Source organism: Acinetobacter sp. ANC 5054 (assembly GCF_002135295.1).
Classification (GTDB): Bacteria; Pseudomonadota; Gammaproteobacteria; order Pseudomonadales; family Moraxellaceae; genus Acinetobacter.
This window is the reverse complement of record NZ_NEGG01000002.1, coordinates 58450-81953: the sequence shown is the minus strand read 5'-3', so window position 1 is coordinate 81953 and position 23504 is coordinate 58450. Positions and strand designations below refer to the sequence as shown.

The 23504-nt window shown below is 38.6% G+C and carries 18 protein-coding genes, 1 tRNA gene and 2 pseudogenes; 15 read left to right on the top strand and 6 right to left on the bottom strand.

All coding sequences use genetic code 11. The annotated features are described in order from the left end of the window. The first annotated feature begins 118 nt into the window (after window positions 1-118). The gene (gene grxD / locus B9T33_RS02675) at window positions 119-460 is read left to right on the top strand and encodes a Grx4 family monothiol glutaredoxin (protein ID WP_086177415.1); all 342 of its coding nucleotides are present in this window, start codon (window positions 119-121) and stop codon (window positions 458-460) included. Window positions 461-619: 159 nt separating this feature from the next. Here grxD and B9T33_RS02670 read toward each other — a convergent pair whose 3' ends face one another. Next, window positions 620-3280 carry a Lon protease family protein gene (locus B9T33_RS02670; RefSeq protein WP_086177414.1) on the bottom strand — a complete coding sequence of 887 codons (2661 nt, stop codon included), beginning with the start codon at window positions 3278-3280 and terminating at the stop codon, window positions 620-622. Window positions 3281-3464: 184 nt separating this feature from the next. Here B9T33_RS02670 and B9T33_RS02665 point away from each other — a divergent pair, with 184 nt between their 5' ends. The 5 genes from B9T33_RS02665 to rpmE all read left to right on the top strand — a co-directional run bounded on the left by B9T33_RS02665 (window position 3465) and on the right by rpmE (window position 8447). After that, window positions 3465-5603, top strand: coding sequence for an AmpG family muropeptide MFS transporter (locus tag B9T33_RS02665; protein ID WP_086177413.1), 2139 nt, complete (start codon window positions 3465-3467; stop codon window positions 5601-5603). A gap of 201 nt (window positions 5604-5804) precedes the next feature. Continuing rightward, on the top strand, window positions 5805-6206 hold the full coding sequence (gene gloA, locus B9T33_RS02660) for a lactoylglutathione lyase (protein ID WP_086177412.1): 402 nt from the start codon (window positions 5805-5807) through the stop codon (window positions 6204-6206). Between the two features lie 206 nt (window positions 6207-6412). After that, entirely contained in the window at window positions 6413-7387 is a 975-nt protein-coding gene (locus B9T33_RS02655; RefSeq protein ID WP_086177411.1) for a bile acid:sodium symporter family protein, read from the top strand. A gap of 131 nt (window positions 7388-7518) precedes the next feature. Next, a complete protein-coding gene (locus B9T33_RS02650; protein WP_143223990.1) occupies window positions 7519-8019 on the top strand; it encodes a hypothetical protein in 501 nt (166 codons plus the stop codon). A gap of 200 nt (window positions 8020-8219) precedes the next feature. Beyond that, window positions 8220-8447, top strand: coding sequence for a 50S ribosomal protein L31 (rpmE, locus tag B9T33_RS02645; protein ID WP_086177409.1), 228 nt, complete (start codon window positions 8220-8222; stop codon window positions 8445-8447). 126 nt (window positions 8448-8573) lie between these two features. On the opposite strand, the gene B9T33_RS02640 is transcribed toward rpmE, so the two are convergent. From B9T33_RS02640 to epmB, 3 genes are read right to left on the bottom strand one after another with little or no spacing between them, the layout of a single operon-like run. Beyond that, window positions 8574-10703, bottom strand: a complete 2130-nt coding sequence (locus tag B9T33_RS02640) for an EAL domain-containing protein (RefSeq protein WP_086177408.1) — start codon at window positions 10701-10703, stop codon at window positions 8574-8576. Beyond that, window positions 10685-12430, bottom strand: coding sequence for a GTPase (locus B9T33_RS02635; protein WP_086177607.1), 1746 nt, complete (start codon window positions 12428-12430; stop codon window positions 10685-10687). Before B9T33_RS02635 ends, B9T33_RS02640 begins: the two co-directional genes overlap by 19 nt. A 14-nt stretch (window positions 12431-12444) precedes the next feature. Beyond that, window positions 12445-13461, bottom strand: a complete 1017-nt coding sequence (epmB, locus tag B9T33_RS02630; RefSeq protein WP_086177407.1) for an EF-P beta-lysylation protein EpmB — start codon at window positions 13459-13461, stop codon at window positions 12445-12447. A gap of 386 nt (window positions 13462-13847) precedes the next feature. Between epmB and efp the strand changes: the two genes are divergently transcribed. From efp to B9T33_RS02595, 7 genes are all read left to right on the top strand, one after another. After that, entirely contained in the window at window positions 13848-14417 is a 570-nt protein-coding gene (gene efp / locus B9T33_RS02625) for an elongation factor P (RefSeq protein ID WP_086177406.1), read from the top strand. 175 nt (window positions 14418-14592) lie between these two features. Then, window positions 14593-16692, top strand: coding sequence for a carbon starvation CstA family protein (locus B9T33_RS02620; protein WP_086177405.1), 2100 nt, complete (start codon window positions 14593-14595; stop codon window positions 16690-16692). A 10-nt stretch (window positions 16693-16702) separates the two neighbouring features. Then, the gene (locus tag B9T33_RS02615) at window positions 16703-17008 is read left to right on the top strand and encodes a YbdD/YjiX family protein (protein WP_171263562.1); all 306 of its coding nucleotides are present in this window, start codon (window positions 16703-16705) and stop codon (window positions 17006-17008) included. 302 nt (window positions 17009-17310) lie between these two features. Continuing rightward, entirely contained in the window at window positions 17311-18267 is a 957-nt protein-coding gene (locus B9T33_RS02610; RefSeq protein WP_086177404.1) for an AAA family ATPase, read from the top strand. Between the two features lie 11 nt (window positions 18268-18278). Beyond that, on the top strand, window positions 18279-19184 hold the full coding sequence (locus B9T33_RS02605) for a DUF58 domain-containing protein (protein ID WP_086177403.1): 906 nt from the start codon (window positions 18279-18281) through the stop codon (window positions 19182-19184). A 3-nt stretch (window positions 19185-19187) separates the two neighbouring features. After that, window positions 19188-21182, top strand: a complete 1995-nt coding sequence (locus tag B9T33_RS02600) for a transglutaminaseTgpA domain-containing protein (protein ID WP_086177402.1) — start codon at window positions 19188-19190, stop codon at window positions 21180-21182. Window positions 21183-21232: 50 nt separating this feature from the next. After that, window positions 21233-21309, top strand: a tRNA-Val gene (locus B9T33_RS02595). An 88-nt stretch (window positions 21310-21397) separates the two neighbouring features. On the opposite strand, the gene B9T33_RS02590 is transcribed toward B9T33_RS02595, so the two are convergent. Next, window positions 21398-21682, bottom strand: a complete 285-nt coding sequence (locus tag B9T33_RS02590) for a hypothetical protein (protein ID WP_086177401.1) — start codon at window positions 21680-21682, stop codon at window positions 21398-21400. Window positions 21683-21865: 183 nt separating this feature from the next. Between B9T33_RS02590 and B9T33_RS02585 the strand changes: the two are divergent. Together B9T33_RS02585 and B9T33_RS02580 are read left to right on the top strand one after the other, a co-directional pair. Continuing rightward, window positions 21866-22078, top strand: a pseudogene (locus B9T33_RS02585) (IS5/IS1182 family transposase); the annotation flags it as partial. A 140-nt stretch (window positions 22079-22218) separates the two neighbouring features. Next, window positions 22219-23211, top strand: a complete 993-nt coding sequence (locus B9T33_RS02580; RefSeq protein ID WP_086177400.1) for a hypothetical protein — start codon at window positions 22219-22221, stop codon at window positions 23209-23211. A 99-nt stretch (window positions 23212-23310) separates the two neighbouring features. On the opposite strand, the pseudogene B9T33_RS16560 reads toward B9T33_RS02580, so the two are convergent. Continuing rightward, window positions 23311-23481, bottom strand: a pseudogene (locus tag B9T33_RS16560) (IS5/IS1182 family transposase); the annotation flags it as partial. Window positions 23482-23504 lie beyond the last annotated feature (23 nt).

The window sequence follows — 23504 nt, the reverse complement described above, 5'->3', positions numbered from 1 at the left end:
TCAAAATATGCCTCGAATGAAAAGCTGAAATGTAAATAAAACGTGAAATATTGCTTTAGACATATTGTTTTACTCAGATTTGGGTATAATGCGAAGCAGATTTATTGAGGATATATCAATGACTGATCAAGTACGCGATACAGAAGCGTTAATTCGTGACCAAATTGCTAAACACGCAGTTCTACTTTACATGAAAGGTACTCCACAGTTTCCACAGTGTGGTTTCTCTGCTCGTGCTGTAGAAGCACTCAGTCAAATTGGCCGTCCATTCGCTTATGTAAATATTCTTGAAAATCAAGATATTCGCGCAACTCTCCCTAAAATTGCGAACTGGCCAACTTTCCCGCAATTATGGATCAATGGTGAATTGATCGGCGGTAGCGACATTATGCTGGATATGTTCCAAAAAGGTGAATTGAAAACTTTGGTTGAAGAATTCAGTCCAGCTCCAGAAGCTTAATTTGTATAAATTTAAGCTGTAAAAAAAGCGCCAAATTGGCGCTTTTTTCATGGCAAAAATTCAATATGCCCATAATTTTTTTACATTTTAGTGTCGATATACATCAATATTTTGATGTGTATCGACGAATAAAACGACAATTGAAGCATTCAGGCTGATTTATTCAGTTTCAGCTGAATCACTCTTCTCATTATCCTGCGCGACATTTTCTACTTCTGTTGAAGTATCAGTTTTCGATTCAGACTTTTTTGCCTTTTTGTCCTTTTTAGCTTTCTTCTTTTTTTTCTTTTTCTTCGGCTCTTCTTCCTCAAACTCAGCACCATCTTCAATGGCTTGCCAATATTCAAGTTGTGCCATGACTGCAGCATAAATTGAGTCTTTGCTATAGCGACCTTTTTTATCCAATGTGCCCACAGGACGTGCCATTAATATTTCTAAGGCCTGATCAATGGTATCTATGGCATGAATATGGAATTGACCATTTTGCACAGCTTCAATCACATCTTTACGTAGCATTAGATGCTGCATATTTTGACGTGGAATAATCACACCTTGTTTACCCGTTAAACCTTGTAGCTTGCAGGCATCATAGAAACCTTCAATTTTGGCATTTACACCACCAATTGGTTGAACTTGTCCAAGCTGGTTCATTGAGCCTGTAATAGCCCAAGACTGATCAATTGGTAATTGGCTAATTGCAGAAATTAATGCAGAAAGTTCGGCAACTGTTGCACTGTCTCCATCGACTTGACCATAGCTTTGTTCAAAGGCAAGGGCAGCAGAGAAATGTAAAATTTGTTCACGACCGAAGTGAGCTTTGAGGAAGCTCGACATGAGGAGCACGCCTTTGGCATGTAATGAGCCGCCAAGTTCTACACTACGCTCAATATCTAAAATATCACCACCACCTTGGTAAACCGAAGCAGTTAAACGGGAAGGTAAACCAAATTCAACATCTGCATATTGAATGACAGAAAGCGCATTAATTTGTCCAAAACGATGGCCTTTTGTTTCTATTAGCTGCGTACCACGACTCAGGTCCTGCCAATATAATTCACGTAAATAACCGAGACGATATTTACGGTGATCCAGTGCTGTATTGATGTGATTTTCTGTCACCATCTTGTCACCGGCAAGGGCCGCGTGATGATGTGCTTCTCTTATTAAATCTCCGAGGGTGAGCGCATGTAATGACAATGAACTTTGGTCTTCAGCTTGGCGACTAGAGTCAGTAAGCAAAGCTGCTAAAGCAGAACGATCGAAAGGTAATAACTTATCTGTTTGTACGTAATCTGCGATGAGCTGCATATAGGCCTGCTCATTAATGTCATTACGTTGTAATGTATCTGTAAAGTCAGCACGGATTTTAAATACACTACCGAGTTCTGGTTCAAGCTCTAAAATATCGTAGTAAATATCAGGTTCAGCCAACAAAATTACTTTGATATTTAAATCAATTGCAGCAGGTTCAATGGAAATACTGCCGGTAAGTGTCAGCATATGTTCAAGTGACGACAGCTTTAAATGTCCAGATTTAAGTGCGCGTTTTAGCCCTTGCCATGCATAAGGTTGTTCTAGCAATTGTTCCGCTTCTAAAATTAAGAAGCCACCATTGGCTTTATGCAATGCTCCCGGACGAATTAAGGTAAAATCTGTGGTGATCGTACCATTTTGAGTAAGCTGTTCCACATGACCCAATAAGTTGTAATGGGTTGGGAAATCTTCAAAAATAACAGGTGCGCCAGTGTTCGGTTTGTGACTGGCAATAATGTTAGCTTGGTAGCGTGATGGTACACGGTTGAACTGACCTGGAGTGAAATCATCTTCCTCTTGCTCAAGTACAAACTCCACATTATTAATAATGTCATCTGCATAGTATTTTAAATAATCTTCGAACCCATCCACAGAGCTAAATTTATTGAAAAGCTGATCAATACGTGGCATCACTACTTGTTTGGCAATTTCACGATTTAAGACTTGGACTTTATCGCGAGCATCATCTTCAAGATCACCCAAATGCAGACCTAAACGCTCTAATTTTTTGTCCATATAACGCATATTAGAGGCAATTTCTGCACGTTCTTTATTACTTAATGCGTTTATATCTTCTTTGGACATCTCTTGATATTTGTTATCGACCAAATGTACAGGGACAAAACAATGTTCATCTTCTTGAGATATAAGTTTTAAATCGAGTTCTTCGCCTTCACGGGTTAAATCGACAAGGGCTTGATGTTGCTCGTCGCCAGCATGTTGGCGAATCATTTCAATTCGGTTGTGGTAGGTTTCTGCTGTAAATCGACGTTCCAGTTGCTTTAACACCGTTTGCCAAGTTTGATGCAGCAAAGTTTGAAATTTGGTCGCTTGTCCGGCAGGGAGCCTAAGGGCTAAAGGTTCACGCGGAAATTTAAAGTTATTTACATATACCCAATCTTCAGGAGTAGGCATATTTTTCGCGTGTTGTTGCAGTAAACGCTTTATCATGGTGCGCTTACCTAAACCTGCGGTTCCCACAGCAAAAATGTTGTAGCCTGAATAAGGCAGGGCAATACCCGCTTCTACAGATGCACGTGCTCGATCTTGCCCCAAGAAATCGTTTAGCGGTTTAATGCGTTTAGTCGAGGTTGGAATTTTTTTTAAATCAGGTGTATGGGTTAACTGCACAGGTTGCAGCTGAGTTTTGGTTAAGGTGTTTTGAATATCAGGTTGATCAAAAGCGCTCTTGAGTGACGTTACTGTATCTTGTGGATTATTCGTGCTGGTGTCTTTTACGGTTGTTGTTGCTAAAGAAGAGTGAGTTTGTTCAAGTCTCTGGGTCACTGTTGAATCCAAAACATAAGATAAGGGATATAGATTAAAGGTATACAGGTTTAGTGGTAAAGATCAAGCGAGCACAGCCGAATAATCGATAAAAATAGAACAATGATTTCATAATTGTGGTTGAAACCAAGGCAATTAAGCGATTGAATAGCAACATTCGATTTTTGACAAAAATAACTGAGTCATGACAACACAAGCTTCAGGATGGAAATCTGCTTTTACAGCATTTTTAGACCGCCGTGCATTGATTATGCTGTTCCTTGGTTTTTCAGCCGGTATTCCAATTCTTTTAATCTTTTCTAGCCTATCGCTTTGGTTGGGGGAAGCCGGAATTGATAAAAGTGCGGTGACATTTTTTAGTTGGGCCGCACTGGGCTATTCATTTAAATTTGTTTGGGCACCATTAATTGATGAGCTTCCCGTTCCATTTTTAACGAAAATATTGGGACGACGTCGCGCTTGGTTGCTCATTGCTCAGGTACTTATTATCTGTGCCATTTCAATTATGGCATTTTCAGATCCAGCACTTGGTCAAAATTATATTTACCAAATGGCGGCTGGAGCTGTGTTGTTGGGCTTTTCAGCGGCTACCCAAGACATTGTGATCGATGCATACCGTATTGAGCTTGCAGAAACTGAAATGCAAACGGTGTTGGCTTCAACATACAACGCTGGTTATCGTATCGGAATGATTGTCGCGGGTGCGGGAGCACTCTTTCTAGCAGCATATCTAGGGACTGCCAAAGGCAACTACATTTATGAAGCATGGAAGTATACTTACCTCGCTATGGCTGCGGTGATGGTCGTAGGTATTGTTACCACACTTTGTATTCGTGAGCCGCAAGTTGACCGAATTCACAAAGAATATAAACGTACAGATTATTACAGGTTAGTTGCTGTCTTTTTCTGTGCGGTCATTACTTTTGTGCTGAGCTATATTTATTCAGGTGCAGTTGTAGATGCCCTAAAATCTGCATGGGAAATCACAGATTCATTTTTATTATTCTGTATGGAGGCGGTTCGTTTTATAGGATCTGGTGCAGCAGCTTTAGCTGTGGGTACACTTTTGGTGAAAGCGGGCGCTGTCAATAAACAGATGGCTTTTGAAACTTGGGTCAACCCGATTGCTGACTTCTTTAAACGCTATGGCATGAAACTCGCTTTAGTCTTGTTATTGCTCATTGGTTTCTATCGTATTTCAGACATTATAGCGGGTGTAATTTCCAATGTGTTCTACCAAGATTTGAACTTTAGCAAAGAACAAATTGCTGAAGCCGTAAAAGTTTATGGTGTCATTTTCAGTCTTGTCGGTGGGTTCTTAGGCGGTTTACTTGCACAACGTATGAACATCATGAAGCTGATGTTTGTAGGTGCGATCTTGGCGAGTTCAACGAACTTGATTTTTATTGGACTGGTTAAGTCGGGTCAGCCTTTAAGTGAGGTTGAAGTCACTGCTGGTGGGCAAAAGTATACAGTGCATCCTGATGAAACAGGGGTTTGGAAAGTCAATGTTCCTGTAGCAAGTTTAAAATCGGCACAAACGATTCAGGCCAGTGCGGGCTACTTAAATGATACGTCTGCACCAGTCAATGTTGCTATGCCATATTTGAATGGTGCAACTGTAAATGAACTGCTGATATTGCCTGTTACTGCTGATAACTTAATTAATGCCAATGAAAGTCAAAATAGCATCGTGGTTCGTGGACAATTTGCACAACAACTGAGTGAAAATCAAAAGTTACAAGTGCTTTTGGATGGGAAAACGTTTGATGCCAAACTCGACAAAGAAGGTATTTTTAGTGCTGTGATTCCGGGTAAGGAATTGGCTGCATCTGCAACTAAAAAAGTGACAGTACAATTGCTAAACGGTACAGATGTAATATCGAGCCAAGAACACAGCTATACAGTAAATACTTCTGCAAACATGTCAGGTACATTGGATATTGATATTCAGCCGATAAATTTGGCGACAGCAGATCAGGGGCAAGTAGAGCTAAAAGGTAAAGTGATTAAGTCTTACAGTTCACTGTGGTTATATTTTGCCATCATTGTCGATAACTTGGCTTCAGGTTTAGCAGGTGCCGCATTTATTGCTTTTTTATCGAGCTTAACCAGTGTTTCATTTACAGCCGTTCAATATGCTATTTTCAGCTCATTGATGACCTTAACCCCGAAAATTCTGGGTGGTTACTCGGGTACGATTGTGACCAATATTGGCTATCCAAACTTCTTCTTAATGACCACGTTAATTGGTATTCCAATTTTGATTTTAGTGGTTTGGGTTGGAAAGCTTTTAAAAGAGCATGAGCAAAAATCTAGTTAATTCATATTTTGTAAAAAAAGCCACTGACTCAAGTGGCTTTTTTAATGCTTACATGCGTTTTTGAAATAGCCTAAGCAAATCAATTCCATTATTTGGGTTATACCCCTTTAAATAGCTTATGTTCTAGCTCGCTTAAATTGAACTTTCCAGCTTATATCCCTATAGTATTGATCAAGAATAATCGACTGTGGAAATACAATTATGCGCATGTTACATACCATGCTACGTGTAGGCAATTTAGAACGTTCTTTGGCGTTCTATACTGAAGTACTCGGTATGACTCTGCTTCGTAAACGTGACTACGAAGAAGGGCGTTTTACTCTGGCATTTGTTGGCTATGGTGATGAAGAAAATCACACGGTCCTTGAATTAACCCATAACTGGGATACAGACCATTATGAGTTAGGTAATGCCTATGGACATATTGCGATTGCTGTGGACGATGCCTACAAAGCCTGTGAAGACATTAAAGCGCGCGGTGGCAATGTGGTACGTGAAGCTGGTCCAATGAAAGGCGGTGTCACAGTCATTGCGTTTGTTGAAGATCCAGATGGCTATAAAATTGAGCTTATTCAGCAGGATTCAAATGCTCGCAATAATTAATTGAAAATTCAGTATCAATAGCCTCATTCGTATTTATAAGGGTATCAATCTACTAAATAGTGAATATGGGCTTGAAATGCTGGCTTTATTTTAGATGCCCAGTAAGATGAAATTTACTCTAAGGTAAATTTGGCTTACAGGGCATTTTTATGTCTGTAATCCATATTTAAAGTAATTCATATTTAAAAGAAATACAGGATGTAGTCATGTTAAAACTTCTGGCATTGGATCGCTTTACGATTTTACTTTTTATCATGGTAATACTAGCAACTTTCTTTCCAGTCAGTGGGCAGGCAGCCGATATTTTTGGGGTGATTACCACTGCGGCGATTGCGATTCTATTCTTCTTGCATGGTGCTAAATTATCACGTGAAGCGGTGGTGGAAGGCATTATGCATTGGAAAATGCACGCTTTCGTCTTTGCGTTTACTTTTGCAATATTTCCGATTCTTGGGTTGTTAGCGAAACCTATACTTTTGCCGATGCTTGGACAGCAACTGTATTGGGGTTTCTTGTTTATGTGCTTTTTGCCTTCTACCGTACAGTCCTCCATTGCATTTACTTCTGTGGCACAAGGCAATGTTGCAGGCGCAGTATGTAGTGCTTCGTTTTCAAATTTGATTGGCATGTTTATCACGCCAGCATTGGTGGCGTATTTTATTTTGGGTCAATCGACACATGGTTATGATCCAACAGCATCGATTATCCAAATCACTTTGCTGCTGTTGGTCCCATTTGTACTGGGGCAGATTTTACGGCCTTGGATTTTCCCTTATATGAAAAAAATGCCGAATATTGTGAAGGTTTTCGATCAAGGTTCAATTTTGATGGTGGTCTATGGTGCATTCAGTAGTGCAGTTGTAGCAGGGCTTTGGCAACAAGTTAGTGGTATGACTTTGTTCTTGCTGATTGTGGCATGTTCGGTCTTGTTAACGATTGTCATGCTTTTAGTTCTTTATGTGCCAAGATGGTTGGGTTTTAATCGAGCAGATCAAAAAACCATTTTCTTTTGTGGATCAAAAAAGACTTTGGCAAGTGGTGTACCAATGGCGCAAATCTTATTCATTGGCCAACCATTGGGGATGATCGTTCTGCCGATCATGATCTTTCATCAAATCCAGTTGATGGTCTGCGGCGTGATTGCGAATTTATGGTCTAAGCAAAGTCGTGGTATTGAATAAATTGCATTTGATCTAAGAATTGTCGTATGAAAAAACTCGGGATGTTCCGAGTTTTTTATGGGGCATGTAAACTGCGTTTGTTGTATAGAGTATGTTATATATAGCTAAAATTTAAAGCAAAATGGATAAAAATGAAAAGAAGAATTGCTGTATTCGTTTTAATGCTCAATATTGGTCAGTTATGCCATGCTCACGAAGATTTAACGCTACAAACTAATCGAGATATATTGGAAAAAATGCCTTTGCTGACGCTACAGCCGATGCTAGATTTTTGCCGTGATAAACAACCACAGCGCAATGCTGAGCTTGAACAAGCTTATGCAGATGCTAAAGAAAAAGTGCTCAAAGCTGCAAAAGAGGGGGTAATCTCTGTCCGTAAACAAGGTGTAGCAACATTGCAAGAGCAGGATCTTAATTTACCTATAGCAGCTGACTTTAAGCAACAGAGCCAAGAAATGTTGATAATAATGAGTAGATCATTACAACAGTTAGATGCAGCCACCTATTGCCCAGTGTTGATTCAGCGGTTGAATCAATTTGATCAACACGCTTTCCAACAAACCTTAGAATTACAGTACAAAGCAATGTTTGAGCGAGTGGAAGCCCAAAGGAAAGCAACGCAACCACAATGAGCTATTTATTAACAGTAAAAAATCAGCTATAATTTGCCCCAACTTGTTGTGCTTAGCTCTGACGGAAGCCGTCTCGGTGGGCCAAAAGAATGGTCTGTTATGGTGTTGATCTGCTGGTGACAGCACTTCCTTCTGCTTGCAGAAGAGTGGTCAATTGCGATGACAGCAAAACCTTCTTAAATTTTATGGAGTAATCGACGATGCGCGCCGATATTCACCCAAAATATGACACTTTAGTTGCTACTTGTTCATGTGGTAACGTAATCGAAACTCGTTCAGCTCTTGGTAAAGAAACTGTTTACCTAGACGTATGTTCTGCTTGCCACCCATTCTACACTGGTAAACAGAAAAACGTTGACACTGGCGGTCGTATCGACAAATTCAAACAACGTTTTGCTGGTATGTCTCGTTCAATCAAACGCGACTAATCCTCAAAATGAGAAAAAACGGGCATTTAGCCCGTTTTTTTATGCTAGAGATTTAGTAAAAGATAAATTTGTAAAAGCAATATAAAAAAGCCGGGTCATTTGACTCGGCTTTTTTATAGATGGTGATTACTGATCTTGGACATCAATCAAGTGATCGAGTTTTTTCTGGAAGTAATCACCTTGAATAAAGCGAGCTTCAACATTCCATGCGTTCGCGAATAAAGTCATATCATTTAATTCGCGTAGCAATATTTCAACATTTTTAATTTCATGATATCCGTTGATTTTCTCTTGGAGCTCTTGGCATGATTTGTCATTTGCCAGCATTTTGGTCAAGCTGCTATCTAGCGTTAAACAATTCACATCTATTTGACGTAACAGAGTTTCGCTATACATGGAGTGACCAAAATTACGTAAGGCTAAATCCGCGCCATTCTTACGCAATTCAATAAAGGCTTTCTGGGCTGCCGCAACATTTAATTGAATGTCTTCTTCTGCAAATTGTAAAATCAATGGATTTTTCAGCTTACTACGAATAATTGTAATCAACTTAGAAATAAACTCAGGGAAGGTGCGATCGTTATATAACACTTCCTTGTTTAAATTAACGATCAACTTAGCCTCAGGGAATTGGGTGATAAAATTATGCAATTGTTTGCATGATTCAACCAAAATCCAACGATCCAATTTAATTGAAAGTTCTGAGTCTTCTGCCAATTCACGTAGTTGAGCGATATCTTGCCATTTATTTTCGAAAATAAATCCACTCGTAACTTCATAGGTATAAAGATGAGAGTCTTCTTTGTCGTACAATTGTTGGTATTTTAAATGAAGTTCACTGCGTTCTAGGCAACCACGAAGTGCTTTTAGAATAGGCGCTTCATCATTAATTGTGATAGGGGTAACTTGTACGTCTGGCGTGCCAAAATCTAGTGTTGGAATATCTAACTCAAGTGGAATGTTGAGGTCGATTTCTGGCGCCTGCTGATTGGTTGGTAGGGCAGTAGCAAAAGCATGTGAAACATAATTTTCAAATTGTGCATCATCTCGAATTTCGTTGTCGATGACGGTATAACCAATACGAAGATTTAAAGGATAAGACTCATGATTGACATTTAGTAATTGAGGCTTACTTAAGGTATTGAGACCAATCAATTTAGATTCTAGCTTCGCCTGATTATCAGCTTGGAATAATGCGATAATTGCACCATTGTCTAAACTAAATAATGGCGCATGCGTTTGATCTTTTAAGAAATCCTTGATGTTGCTGAAATAGCTTTTAAAGGTATTCCAATCATTTTGTAGAACTGCGTCAGTGCAAGATGACAGGGTGAAAATCACCAGTGCATTGATGTTTGAAGGTTGTTTGGTAATCGTACGGTTGATTTTCTGGAAAACTTTTTGTTTTTGTCCATTGGCTTCAACGGCAGGACTGCTAGATGTAGCCGAACCTGAATTATTCATCTCAATGGCTAATTGCAGTGCATCTTCTTCGGCAGCAGCAAGAAACTCAAGTTTCAGTGGGTTTTGACCTGATACAGCATTGTTTTGTGATGAAAGGTCGAAACGTCCAAGATCTAGCTGACCTTGACTAATTTTTTTAAAGCGTTGTTTAAAATCATTAAGATCATTTGGTTGTAATAAATCGAGTAAAGGAAGACCAATAATTTCGTCTTCGTTTTTAAGACCAAATAAAGTTAAGTATTCTGCATTGGCTTGAATGTGAATCCCTTCTTGAATCACGGCAACAGCTTTACGGCTATCTTCAACCAAAGACTGGGTTTGGATTTGGGCTGTTTCCAGCTCTTCCATTAAATGTTGCTGAGATTGCTGCAAACGACTGAATGACAAAGCACGAATCAGACCGATATAGAAATTTTCAGGTTCTGCTAAATCGACGATATCATATATGCCTTTTTTGATTAAGCCAGCATATTGTTCAGCTTGGTAGTCTTCAGGTTTAAGTAAAATAATTGGTAAATTGGGTTGGCTAGACAATTGAACGAGGCTAAGCGCTTGCTCATATTTTAAATCATAAGCTCGGCCGAAAATGATTAAATCCCAATTGAGATTCAGCTGCTTTTCAAAGTTTTGAAGATCATCCAGTAAAGTGGCATGAACTTGATGCTCGCTGTCGGTCAATAGATCACGTATCTGATTAAAACGTATTTGATTATCATCAATAATGAGTAATCGGGTTTCTGTACGTTTTAGCTTTTTGGATAGTAATGGATTTCTCACTTCAATGCTTCCCATAAGTCATTATTTTTGATTTCATTGCTCTGTTTTGCAATAAAGTCTTTAACGACATTTTCTTGCTCTTCATTCAATAATTCATATTCAAAACGTATAAAGCTTTGCGTCACCAGTTGTGATTTGGTGAGGTAAACTTTCAAATCTTCTTTTCCTAAACGAAGGTGAATCGTTTGCTTTTCGCGGAAAAGATTTGCCCCAGGTAAAATTAAAGTTGTTGAAACTTGGTCGAGTTGTGTGGTTTGGACCAATAAAGCGGGTTGGTGGTTGGTCGAGTTACGATCTGTACGGATGTGGGCAGAACATGGATATAAATCTTGTGCCAATACCTCCAGTCCTAGTTCAAGACTCTTCTCTGTCGATTGTTTAATCCAACGAATAACACCGCCACGCCATTGGCTTTGCTCATTTTCTTGAATCAGTATGAATTCACCCGTTTTTAAGTTTGCAGGTGTGCTACCCGACCATTTAATACGATAACCATTCACACTGATATCTAAAACTTCAGCAGAGTAAATTTGTTTAGCTTCACGGTCTAAGGCTTTAGCATTGGTCATACCCGTTGGAATATTGGAATCCGTCGAGTTTACAAATGATGCTTCATTATGGAATTGGTAATTGCCCTCTAAATCTAAAGTTTCTGAAAAGTTTTTACCTTTAGATAAGTAGAAGTGGGCGACCATCAAACTGAAGCAAACATTAATTTGTGCTGAATACTCATAACGCTCATGACGACGTTCTGTATTATTGGTCAAGATGTTATGAATGTGGAAATACAAAGCTGGTGTTAAAAATAGCTTTTCATTTTTCGATAGATAATTGCCATTTTTCGTTTGTGTTTCAGTTAAATGCTCAAGTAAATTTTGTGTCGAAATATACACATTCGGTTTATAGGAATGATCTTGTTTCGAATTATAAATTGGTGGGTGATCTTTTGTCGTGTCGACAATATAGCGTGAAAATGTAGATTCTTTCGGTAAGATCTGAACCAGTTTTGCCCAATCAAAACTACATAGATACAGACCTTGGATTTCAGCAGGACGGATTTGGTTGTTATTAAAAATATCCAGCAATATGAGTTGCGCATATGCCTGTGCAATATTGGCAATTGGGTGTTGTGTACCCAAGAGTTGATTTACATTGCTTTGATAGAAATTATGCTCAATTGCACATTCAATCAATTGATGTGCTGCAATCCATTGCCCAGTTGTAGGCGTGGTATAGAGCATGTGTTGTTGATATAACAACAGGCTTAATTGTTGTAGTGCGTAATAAATTGAGGCAATACGAGCGGTTTGTAAGCTTTTTTTATGTCCAAACGAAAAAATCGAAAATTTTTGCTGATTAAGTTGTTCATTACAGCGTTTGGCGATATCAATATAAATTTTAGCAAAATGGCTACGCAGCAACATTGCCAATTCAATAATTTGATCATTACGATCTGTCGTAATCAAACTTTGATTGGTGAAGTGCTTTTCTAAGCTAGTTAGGACACTTTCGAGCGTAGGATGCAAAATCTGAACTAAATCAAAGCGAAGCATTTCTTGGCATTTCAACTCTGAAATTTCAAGTAATGCATTAAATAACGCCTTTGAGGAAGTCCCAAGCTGCAAAATGGAAATGCCATTTAACCACTCTTGTAAACCTTTGGCATTGGTTGGACAAAAGCTCAGTTTATCCAGCTTTAATTCAGTCGGATTGTAGAACGTATCTGAAGTATGCATGGTCATCGTTATTATTTAACTCAAAAAGTTGAAGCCCCAAAAAGCGGTGTCTTGTTTTTTTCGCCCGCAATTTCCCGTACAAGTTTAGGAACCAAATAACCCGGTAGATTCTCTAAAACTTTTTTATAAATTAAATCTATGTTCTTTGCTGGTGTATCAAAATGATGAGCACCTTTAACTTTGTCTAGAACATGTAAATAATAAGGCATTATGCCAGCGTCGAATAAACGATAACTTAACTCGACGAGTACATCAGCAGAATCATTGACCCCTTTCAATAATACGGCTTGGTTAAGCACGGTAATTCCACATTTTACTAGCTGTTGAAGCTGGCTACACGTGAAGTCATCAAGCTCAGATGCATGATTTGAGTGTACCACCAGAATAATCCGTAGCCTACTGTTTTTTAAAATAGAAACAAGCTCTTCATCGACACGGTTGGGGATTACGATAGGAACCCGTGAATGAATTCTCAAAAATTTTATTTGGGGCAGAGACTCTAAGCGTTCAATCCAGACTTTTAATTTCCGATTTGACAGGGTGAGTGGGTCACCACCGCTTAAAATAACCTCATTGATATCGGGTTGCTCTTCTATATATTGCTTAATATTTGGCCAATCATCATTTTTAGGTAGGTTTTCTTGATAGGGGAAATGACGTCGGAAACAGTAACGGCAATGAATCGCACAGGCACCCGTCAGCGTCAGCAAGAAACGTGATTTATACTTATGTAAGACACCTGGTTGTTGATTGGCCTGTTCTTCACCGAGTGGATCTGTGACAAAGCCCGCATGTTCTTCAAGTTCTAAATGGTGTGGCAATACTTGTAATAGAAGTGGATCTAACGGATTGCCTTTTTGCATTTTTCCGACAAACGCACGTGGTACACGTAAGCGAAATTGGTCTACAGCCAGTATTGCACCCGAGAGTAGTTGCTCTTGAGAAAGCTCAAGTGTTTCGAGTAATTCTTGAGGATCAGTGATGAGATCACTCAGCTGAGTTTGCCAGTTTTGCTCTTGAAATAAATAGTTTATCATGCCGAAAGTTTAAAAATGCAGGGTAGTGATTGAAGTAAAAAGTCGAAAGTCAGTTGTAATTCATTTATAAATACCTTCAATTTTTGGGCAATTTATAAAAGAAAAGATTTGAGAAAACTGTCTATTTAACTTTTCATAATCGCTGATTTTACCTGTTCATAAGCGTTGTATAAACAAAGTTCTTTGATGTCTGTGTGTAACTTAAGCAGCTTAGCCCCTTTAAGAGGGAATTTTTCGTTGCGACAAAGTGCATTGGTCATTTAGAATACGCAATATCACATTAATGTGCATGCGGCAGCAAATGTTCAAGTCAGTCCTTGCTAAATGACATGTTACAGCCCATAGCATCTATAGATTAAAGTTAGTAAGTTTGGAGTGAGCCAGTCATGGCCTATTATTCTACGAATGATTTCAAGTCGGGCCTTAAGGTCATGCTTGACGGTAACCCATGTTCAATCATGGAAAATGAATACGTAAAACCAGGTAAAGGCCAAGCTTTTAACCGCGTAAAATTACGTAACCTACGTTCAGGTAAAGTGTTAGAAAAAACATTTAAATCTGGCGAATCTCTTGAAGCTGCAGACATCCAAGAAGTAGAAATGAACTACTTGTATAACGATGGCGAAATGTGGAACTTCATGGACCCTGAATCTTTTGAACAAATTGCTGCAGATAAAGTTGCTATGGGCGACGCTGCAAAATGGTTAAAAGACGACTCTAACGAATTGTGCACAATCATGCTTTTCAATGGTGTTCCATTGAACGTAAGTGCACCGAACTTCGTGGTATTAAAAATCGTTGAAACTGATCCAGGTGTACGTGGTGATACTTCAGGCGGTGGCGGTAAACCTGCTAAGCTTGAAACTGGTGCAGTTGTACGTGTTCCATTATTTGTACAGCAAGAAGAAAGCGTTCGTGTAGATACTCGTACGGGTGATTATTTAGAACGTGCATAATGGTTTAAAAATAGACTATTATCGAAAGGGATGATGAAAATCATCCCTTTTTTTATGCCAAAGTATTAGATGAAAAGTAAAACTTGAGGAGTAGAGTCGCAAGGGAAGAAACAGCAGTACCTCGAACAAGAAAAAATTAAAGCTGATTTAATGCAAACAGATATGAGGGATTGAAATGGAATCTATTCAAAAGAAACCTGGACTAGCTTCAAAGCTGATCTGGATACTTGTCGCAATTGTGGGTGCAGTTTCCTTTGGGATACTCGCAGTCAGCCGCGGTGAGCATGTCAATGCTGTGTGGCTAATCTTGGCAGCAATCTGTGTGTACAGTATTGCTTACCGCTTTTACAGCTTATTTATCGCGACCAAAGTTTTTGAGCTCAACCCACGGCGTTTAACGCCAGCGCATCGGCTCAATGATGGTTTGGACTATGTACCAACCAATAAAAGCGTATTGTTTGGGCATCACTTTGCCGCGATTGCTGGAGCAGGACCATTAGTTGGTCCAATTCTCGCTGCACAAATGGGTTATTTGCCGGGCACAATTTGGCTTTTAGTCGGTGTGGTTTTGGCAGGTGCAGTGCAAGACTTTTTGGTCTTGTTTATATCGACACGTCGAGATGGCCGTTCACTGGGTGAAATGGCTAAGCAGGAACTTGGTTCCTTTGCTGGTATCGTTGTCATGCTCGGTGCATTAGGTGTAATGATCATCATCCTCGCAGTTCTTGCATTAGTGGTGGTAAAAGCATTGACCAATAGTCCGTGGGGTGTATTCAGTATTGCTGCCACTGTGCCTATTGCGATTTTCATGGGCATCTACATGCGTTACTTGCGCCCAGGTAAAATTGCAGAAGTCTCCATCATTGGATTTGTGTTGATGATGGCAGGTATTATTTTCGGTGGTGATGTTGCTCAACATCCATACTGGGGCCCATTCTTTACTTTAAGTGGTACTGAATTAACGTGGTGGCTGATTGGTTACGGTTTTGTGGCTTCAGTATTACCTGTATGGTTATTACTCGCACCACGTGATTATCTATCAACCTTCTTAAAAATTGGTGTGATTGCAGGTTTGGCAGTCGGCATTATGGTGGCGATGCCAATGCTGAAAATGCCGTCTGTAACGCATTTTGTGGATGGCACAGGTCCTGTATTTGCAGGTTCGATGTTCCCATTCTTATTCATTACCATTGCTTGTGGTGCGATTTCAGGTTTCCATGCCTTGGTTTCTTCAGGTACGACACCAAAACTAGTTAACAACGAAGCCGATATTCGTGTGATTGGTTATGGCGGCATGCTCATGGAGTCTTTCGTTGCGATTATGGCAATGGTTTGTGCGACTGTGCTTGAGCCGGGTGTGTATTTTGCAATTAATGCGCCTGCAGCAGTACTGGGGACAACGGTAGAATCTGCAGCTGAAGCGGTTCGTAATCTTGGCTTTGTAGTAACACCAGAAACGCTTAGCTTACTGGCTCAAGAAGTGGGTGAAAGCTCGATTCTGTCACGTACAGGCGGTGCACCGACTTTTGCTATTGGTATGGCGCATATCATCACGGAGATCTTTAATAACCGTTCAATGATGGCATTCTGGTATCACTTTGCAATCCTGTTCGAAGCATTATTCATTTTAACGGCAGTAGATGCGGGTACTCGTGCTTGCCGTTTCATGGTGCAAGATACTGTAGGTATCGTGATTCCAGCGGTGAAAAATTCACATAATTTCTTTGGTAACTTGCTCGGTACAGCGGTTGCAGTTGCTGGCTGGGGCTTCTTCGTCTATCAAGGCGTAGTCGATCCGCTCGGTGGTATTAACAGCTTATGGCCACTATTTGGTATTGGTAACCAAATGCTTGCAGCAATGGCACTGATTTTAGGTACAGTCATTCTGTTTAAGATGAAGAAAGAAAAATATGTGTGGATCACCATTCTTCCAACAGTTTTCCTATTCATTACCTGTATGACCGCCGGCTGGCAAAAAATCTTCCATGAAAACCCGAAAATTGGTTTCTTGGCACAGGCAGATCGTTTTAATGCAGCGATTGCTAAAAATGAACTTTTAGCACCAGCAAAAACCATGGCAGAAATGCAAACGGTTGCGTTCTCAAATCAAATTAATGCCGTACTTTGCGCATTCTTTATGATTGTTGCTGTGGTAATGGTGGTTGCTGCAATTGGTGTGATTCGTAGAGCATTGGCAAGTCCTGTACCAACAGTGAATGAATCTGAAGCGGTTTATCGTGACCCTGAAGACATTGTTGCATCAAATCAACATTAATGCGGAGATGGTGATGAATCTAAAATTTGCAAAAAGTGGTAAAACGGTGATTTATAAAATCATCAAAATGACCATCATGTCGCAAAAGGATTTGATCCTGAATCCTAAAAATTGGTCACGGATTGCGACGCTTTGGCAGCGCTTACAACAAAGCTTTCGTCTAATGGTGGGTGTTCCAGATTATCAAAATTATTTGGAACATATGGCAAAACATCATCCAGACTTGGACGCGATGGATGCCAAAACCTTTTATCGTTACTGCGTAGATGCGCGTTATCCATCTGCAGGGCGCGGTATGAAAAAGTGTCCTTGTTAATGAAATGATTTAAGTTAAAAAAGCGCTTTTCGAAGCGCTTTTTTATTAAGATTTAACTTTGCTAAGCTTAAATCATTAAAAAAAATGTATTTAGATAAGCATTAAAAATAGACCTCTGCCATGTCAACGTAGCGCTCCATGAATGAAAATATCAAGCTTAGAATGATGAAAATGTCGATGGCAGCTTTGGATAGAAATACCAAAATATATTTCAATTTCCAAGCTTGAAAGATAAACACTGTATTTCTAACTAAAAACCTGTATGTTAGTGCAATAGCGACTTTTTTATTGGGGAATAAAAGGTGTTTTGGGGATCTGACCAGAAGCAAGAACAACAAAAAATAACATCCTTGGATGAGCAAAAGCTTGCGACTTTTTATCCCAAGATTAATACATTTTTGGATCAAATTAATCAGATCATTTTAGATAAAAATCAACAAACCAAATTGGCTTTGACGTGTTTGTTGGCGGGTGGTCATGTGTTATTTGAAGATTTACCCGGTCTGGGAAAAACCACATTATCGAGCGCACTTTCTCATTTAGCAGGACTAAAATTTCAACGGATCCAATTTACCAATGACATGCTCGCCAGTGATGTCATTGGGGTGAATATGTTTAATCAAAAAGAACATCAGTTTGATTTTAAAGCAGGGCCTATATTTACCCAAATTTTATTGGCAGATGAAATTAACCGTTGCAGCCCAAAAACTCAAAGTGCTCTATTGGAAGCGATGGAAGAGGGTCATGTTACTGTCGATGGGGTTCGCTATGCCTTACCACAGCCATTTTGGGTGATTGCAACGCAAAATCCGCTGTTCCAAAGCGGCACGTATGCCTTACCCGAATCTCAACTGGATCGTTTTTTAATGCGTTTGTCTCTAGGAATTCCTTCAAGACAGGCCGAAAAAATTCTTTTACAACAACAATCACGCCAAGCTTTAATTGCACGTTTACAACATGTATTTACGGATTCTGAAATACTTGAGCTACAAGCGTGTGTGAATGATATTTATGTCAGTGAACATTTGCTGGATTATATTTTAGATCTAGCTGAAGAAAGCCGTAAGAGCAGACATGGATTATCAACTCGTGCTGTATTAGCACTCAAAAAAGCTGCACAGGCTTATGCATTGATTGAACAACGTATTTTTGTCACACCCGATGATGTACAAGCGGTATTTGCAGCAGTAGTGGCACATCGAATTGGCATGTCGGATGTTGAAGCAAAGCAGTTGCTACACCGAGTTGAAATTCGATAGGGAGCATTGCTTTGTCAACCATGTGGCAAAAATGGGTCGCCAAACGTTTTTATTTTCAGGGTCAAAAACAGTTGTCTCAAAAAGACGTACTGATTTTTATTTATCAGCAAGGTTATTTATATTTGGTCCTGATTTTAATTACATTTGTCGCAGGTGTGAATTACGCGAATAACCTGATACTTGGCTTTTGTTTTTTAATTACAGCGGTGCTATGTATTAGTTTTTATATTACATTTAAACAACTGCATGATTTAGCAATTGAAGTGGAAAGCAACGACATTCCGAAAGTGGGTGAAACACTACAATTAAAAATTTATTTTAAACAAAGTTCAGCACAGCAGCGTTATCTTTGGATTAAAACCGAATCACAGTTACATCAAGTTCTCATAAACGAAAAAAAGCACAGCTTTATTTTAAATTTTAATGCTGAAAAGCGTGGTGAGTTTCAATTTCCACCCATCCAAATTTTTAGCGTTTATCCCTTTGGTTTGGTGCGTGCATGGACGTATCTATATTTAAATAATAAAGCTTGGATTGCACCTAAAGCATCAACGGGTTCTTCTGAAAATAAACACCATCAAAAAGCTTACGAACCTGATTTGGATGAATTTCGTGAATTACGGAATTATCACTTGGGGGATTCATTCAGTGCTATTTCATGGAAACAAGCGGCTAGAGGGCAAGGCTTGTATGTGAAAATCTTTGAACAATTTGAAGACCTACATCGAATTGAAATTCATTATCAGCATATGCCTGCGAATTCACATGAAGAAAAACTGAGTTTGATGATGGGTTTGGTTGAACAGGCTGAGCAATTAAATTGTCAATATGCATTGTATTTACCCAATGCCGAACTGACCCTCGGTAATGGGCAACAGCAATGTGCTGCGGCAAAGTTATTATTGGCACAGGCATAGCTTATGATTCAATCGTCGATACAGTATTCGATTTTAATCACACTGGCTTTGGTTGGTGCTGCCCAAGTGTTGTTTATGCCAACGGCAACATCTGCTGTTTTATGCTTAATATGGCTTTGTTTGATTTGGAGTAAAGTTAAACAGAAACCATTGGCAAAAGTATGGACTTTTTTGCTAACAATCATTGCATTGTTCACGATATATATCAGTCATCGAACGTTTATAGGTGTTGAGGCCGGGGTTGCTGTACTGACCACATTTCTATTTGCCAAATCGTTAGAAACCAAAACACGTCGTGATGTTATTGTATTATTGAATTTTGCACTTTTTGTGATTGCCAGTAGCTTCTTGTTCAGTCAATCCTTTGCCATGGCATTCATGGTCATATTGGCTTTATTCAGTTGTTTTATTGGCTTATATCGCTTACAAACGACAGATTTTGTTGCTACGACAGATATCGAGCTGAAGTCCTTAAGGCAAGATTTTCGGCATGTTGCGAAGTTTCTGTTATTGGCAGCTCCATTTTTTATATTGCTATTTTTATTTTTTCCACGTTTACCACCGCTGTGGCATATTCCAATCCCCGAAAACAAAGCAAGCACTGGTATGAGTGACAGTATGTCACCAGGTGATATAGCTGAACTTTCACAATCAAGTCGTTTAGCCTTTCGTATTATTGGTGATATGAAGGCATTACCTGCGCGTAATGAGTTGTACTGGCGTGCAATGGCTTTAGATGAATATGATGGATCAAAGTGGACGAGCCATTTTTTTAATCAGCAAATGATCAATACCGATAAGCTGACATATTCCAAAAATAAAGCAATGGATTATCAATATTTGGCTGCTGATCCCAGTGTGATGTGGATCATGTCGTTGGAAAAGTCTATACCCAACGAGCCACGTTACTTCTTAGGACAAGATTGGAGAATTACCCCATATCGTTTAATCGCGCGTAATGAGCCTATTCAATTAAAATGGTTGGGGAATGCAAATTTAAAAGATCAGGCGACATCTCTCAGTCCTTTAGTGCAAATGAATAGTCGATATGTACAACAATTAGATCCAAAATCTCAGCAACTTGCGCATGAATTATGGCAGAAAAGTCATGGCAATCCTGAACAATATATTGCGCAGGTATTAAATTGGTATAAGAAAAATAATTTTAGCTATACGCTAAATCCGGGGCGTTTGGGGCAGAACCGTATTGATGATTTTTTATTTGGTAAAAGGCAAGGGTTTTGTGAACATTTTGCTTCAAGCTTTGCCATGCTGATGCGATATGCAGGTGTTCCTGCACGTATAGTTATTGGGTATCAAGGTGGTCAGTTAGCTCCAGATGCTAAAAGTTGGGAGGTTCGCCAACTCGATGCGCATGCATGGACAGAGGTATTATTGGATGGTAAATGGCGACGCTTTGACCCAACAGCGATCATCGCTCCACAGCGTATTGATGCTGGTATGCAAAATTATATGGAAGAGGAACAAGAGGTATTTGGAGGTCAACAATCAGTTTGGGCCTATCGACATTTTTCAATGATCAAAAATTTGCATGTCTGGAGTGATTATGCAACTTATCAGTGGCAAAGCAAAGTCGTGGGATATAACGCAGATACGCAAAAAAAATGGTTTAAAAAGATAGGAATGCATTCTAGTTATGCTGGTGTACTATTGCTTGTGGTGAGTATTAGCGGTTGTGTGTTGATCTATTATTTATGGCATCTTAGAAAAAATTATAAGTCAAAAACCGATTATGATCATGCTATTCATTCTTTTTCCAAGCCCTTGCCTGAAGATGCCAAGAAAATGCCTCATGAAAGCTTTAGAACATGGCTCATACGCTTGTCATTAAATTTACCTGAAGATGAGCGTCAGCCTTTTTCTGAGGCGATTCAAATTTATGAGCGTTCGGTTTACGGAAGTAAAGGACAGCAATTTGAAAATATTCAATTATTTAAAACATTGCTGAAAAAATGTTCGCAAAACTTAAAAAAGTGAGATAGGGGCTTGTCTTAAAAAATAAAAATGAATATGATGCTACGCATTCTAGGTGTATAGCTCAGTTGGTTAGAGCGCTACGTTGACATCGTAGAGGTCTCCAGTTCGAGTCTGGATATACCTACCAAGATTTTATTGAATATAATCAATAGTATAGGGTGGAATTGTAGTGATTTCGCCCTAATTTAAATAAAAAACTATTCATAAAAACTTCATCAGGCCACCATTAATAAAATCAATGCAATCAAATATGAAAAAATAAATATACCTCTCCCCATAATCTCTCCATAACTACTATCCTCATCAATTGAACTCAGCATCAAAAACGAGACATTCCACAACGCCATAAGCAATAAAATAAAAAAAATAAAACTACCTAAAATATCTCCAAAACTATTTTTTTCTATAAAAATCATTAACAAAAAAACATAGATAAAAACAAATAAAAATGTTGTATACCATTTATATTTAAACATTAAATTTAATATCAATTTATCCATATATTTCTCTATTAATTAATTTAGATCTATAATAAATCTCTAAGAGACTTTAGCCTCTACATATCATAACTTATCTTTAACAACTAAAATCATAATGTGTATTAGCCCCGTAAAAAAGGACAGTTAACTTACTAATTTTAGTGATCTAAATTCCAGCGAGGATTTCATTTTTAGCTCACTATGGAGTTGCTTAGAACAATTAAATATTTAGGCAGGATATTATGGAAAAAAAGGTCAGGCTATCATCGGCGAAGTTTGGTCGAAACCAAGATGCATTGCATCAAGTTATTAGGCGATAAACTCAGTGCCAGAAATTTTGACAGTCAAGTGAATGAGATCTATGCACGCGTAGCCGTATTAAATAAATTTACTGAATTAGGTAGATCTCATACCTAAGTTGTAACTTAAATTTTAGCAACTTAGGTGAAATTTACCTTTAAAGGATTGATGCAACAAAGTCACTCTGGATCAGAGTATACCAAGATTCCAAACGATTGAAGAACAAATACAGGGCTTAAAGTTGGTATATCGTTAGTATGAAAAGTAAAATTAAAAAACATATCTTTGGTTATGATATATTTAAACAGGATATTCCTTTTTCTCATTTAGAAGAAGGAGATATTTTGCTGACAGTAGAAAATGACTCTAAACGAAATCATAATTGGTCATTTATCAGCATGAATGATGATTATATTGAATTGATTGATCAGTCTTATGCAAGGCTAGGAAAGGGGCTAAGTGGTTATCTCGTTATTTCTTGTTTTTTTGTTCTTTATTTTATAGCTATATTTATCATCTGGAATGAATATGGGCAAATAGATTTAAAGTCAATAATATGTTTTTTTATCTCATTTCTTTTTTTTATTGTCTTACCTAGTTATTCATTCTTAAAGCCTGTTTATAAATATGATTATAAAAAAACTATTTGTAAACCTATTATTTTTAACCGAAAAACAGGCAAGGTATTTTTCTATATTAATGATCAAGAATATATAGAAAAAAAATGGACGGATGTGGTGTATATCATGGGTAGTAGTTTTGGGCTTTCTGGTATTCCACTACGAGAACTTCGAGCACATATCGTTGAAGACGGCATATTGAAACATACCTTTGTGATTGGCTTTCCAATGATTGGAATATTCCGCACCCAAGGTTTATGGACCTTTATCTGTCACTTTATGACGAAAGGGCCAGAGGAGTTATATCCTAAACCGCATCCTATGTACGGTACCATCGATCCGTTTACCCAACTAACTTATTGTCAAAAGGTCGTGGGTGCAAAAGAAAATTGGAGAGATACATGGAAATCATTTCGAATCATTTATCATTATAATTGGGTTCCAGCTTTATTTGCTTATCCATTTGATGTGTGTAACTTTGTCGCACGAAGAATTTTACTGCATATCAAACCATTACCCGTTTGGCATGAAGATGTAGTCCGAAAAAACAAAATGGATTTAGAGCACCCAGAAGAAATCAGCGCAAAAGATAATTTTGAATTTACGATGTTTAAAATGAAGGATAAATAAAAAAGTTCCTTGGATGATATGATTGCATCTCCAAAGTTACGTTACGTGGCTTTGTTGCACAAAGCCTTTAAAGGTAAAATTTTCCTAAGTTGCTATAGTTTAAGTTACAACTTGGGTATGAGGTCTGCCTAATTCTGTAAATTTATTTAATACAGCTACGCGTGCATGGACCTCATTCCCTTGGCTGTCAAAATTTCTGGCACTGAGTTTTAGGATCAAACCAAATGGAAATTTCTTTGGTTTGATTAAAATTCGATAATAGGAAGACCAATTATTTATACGAGAGTTTTTGG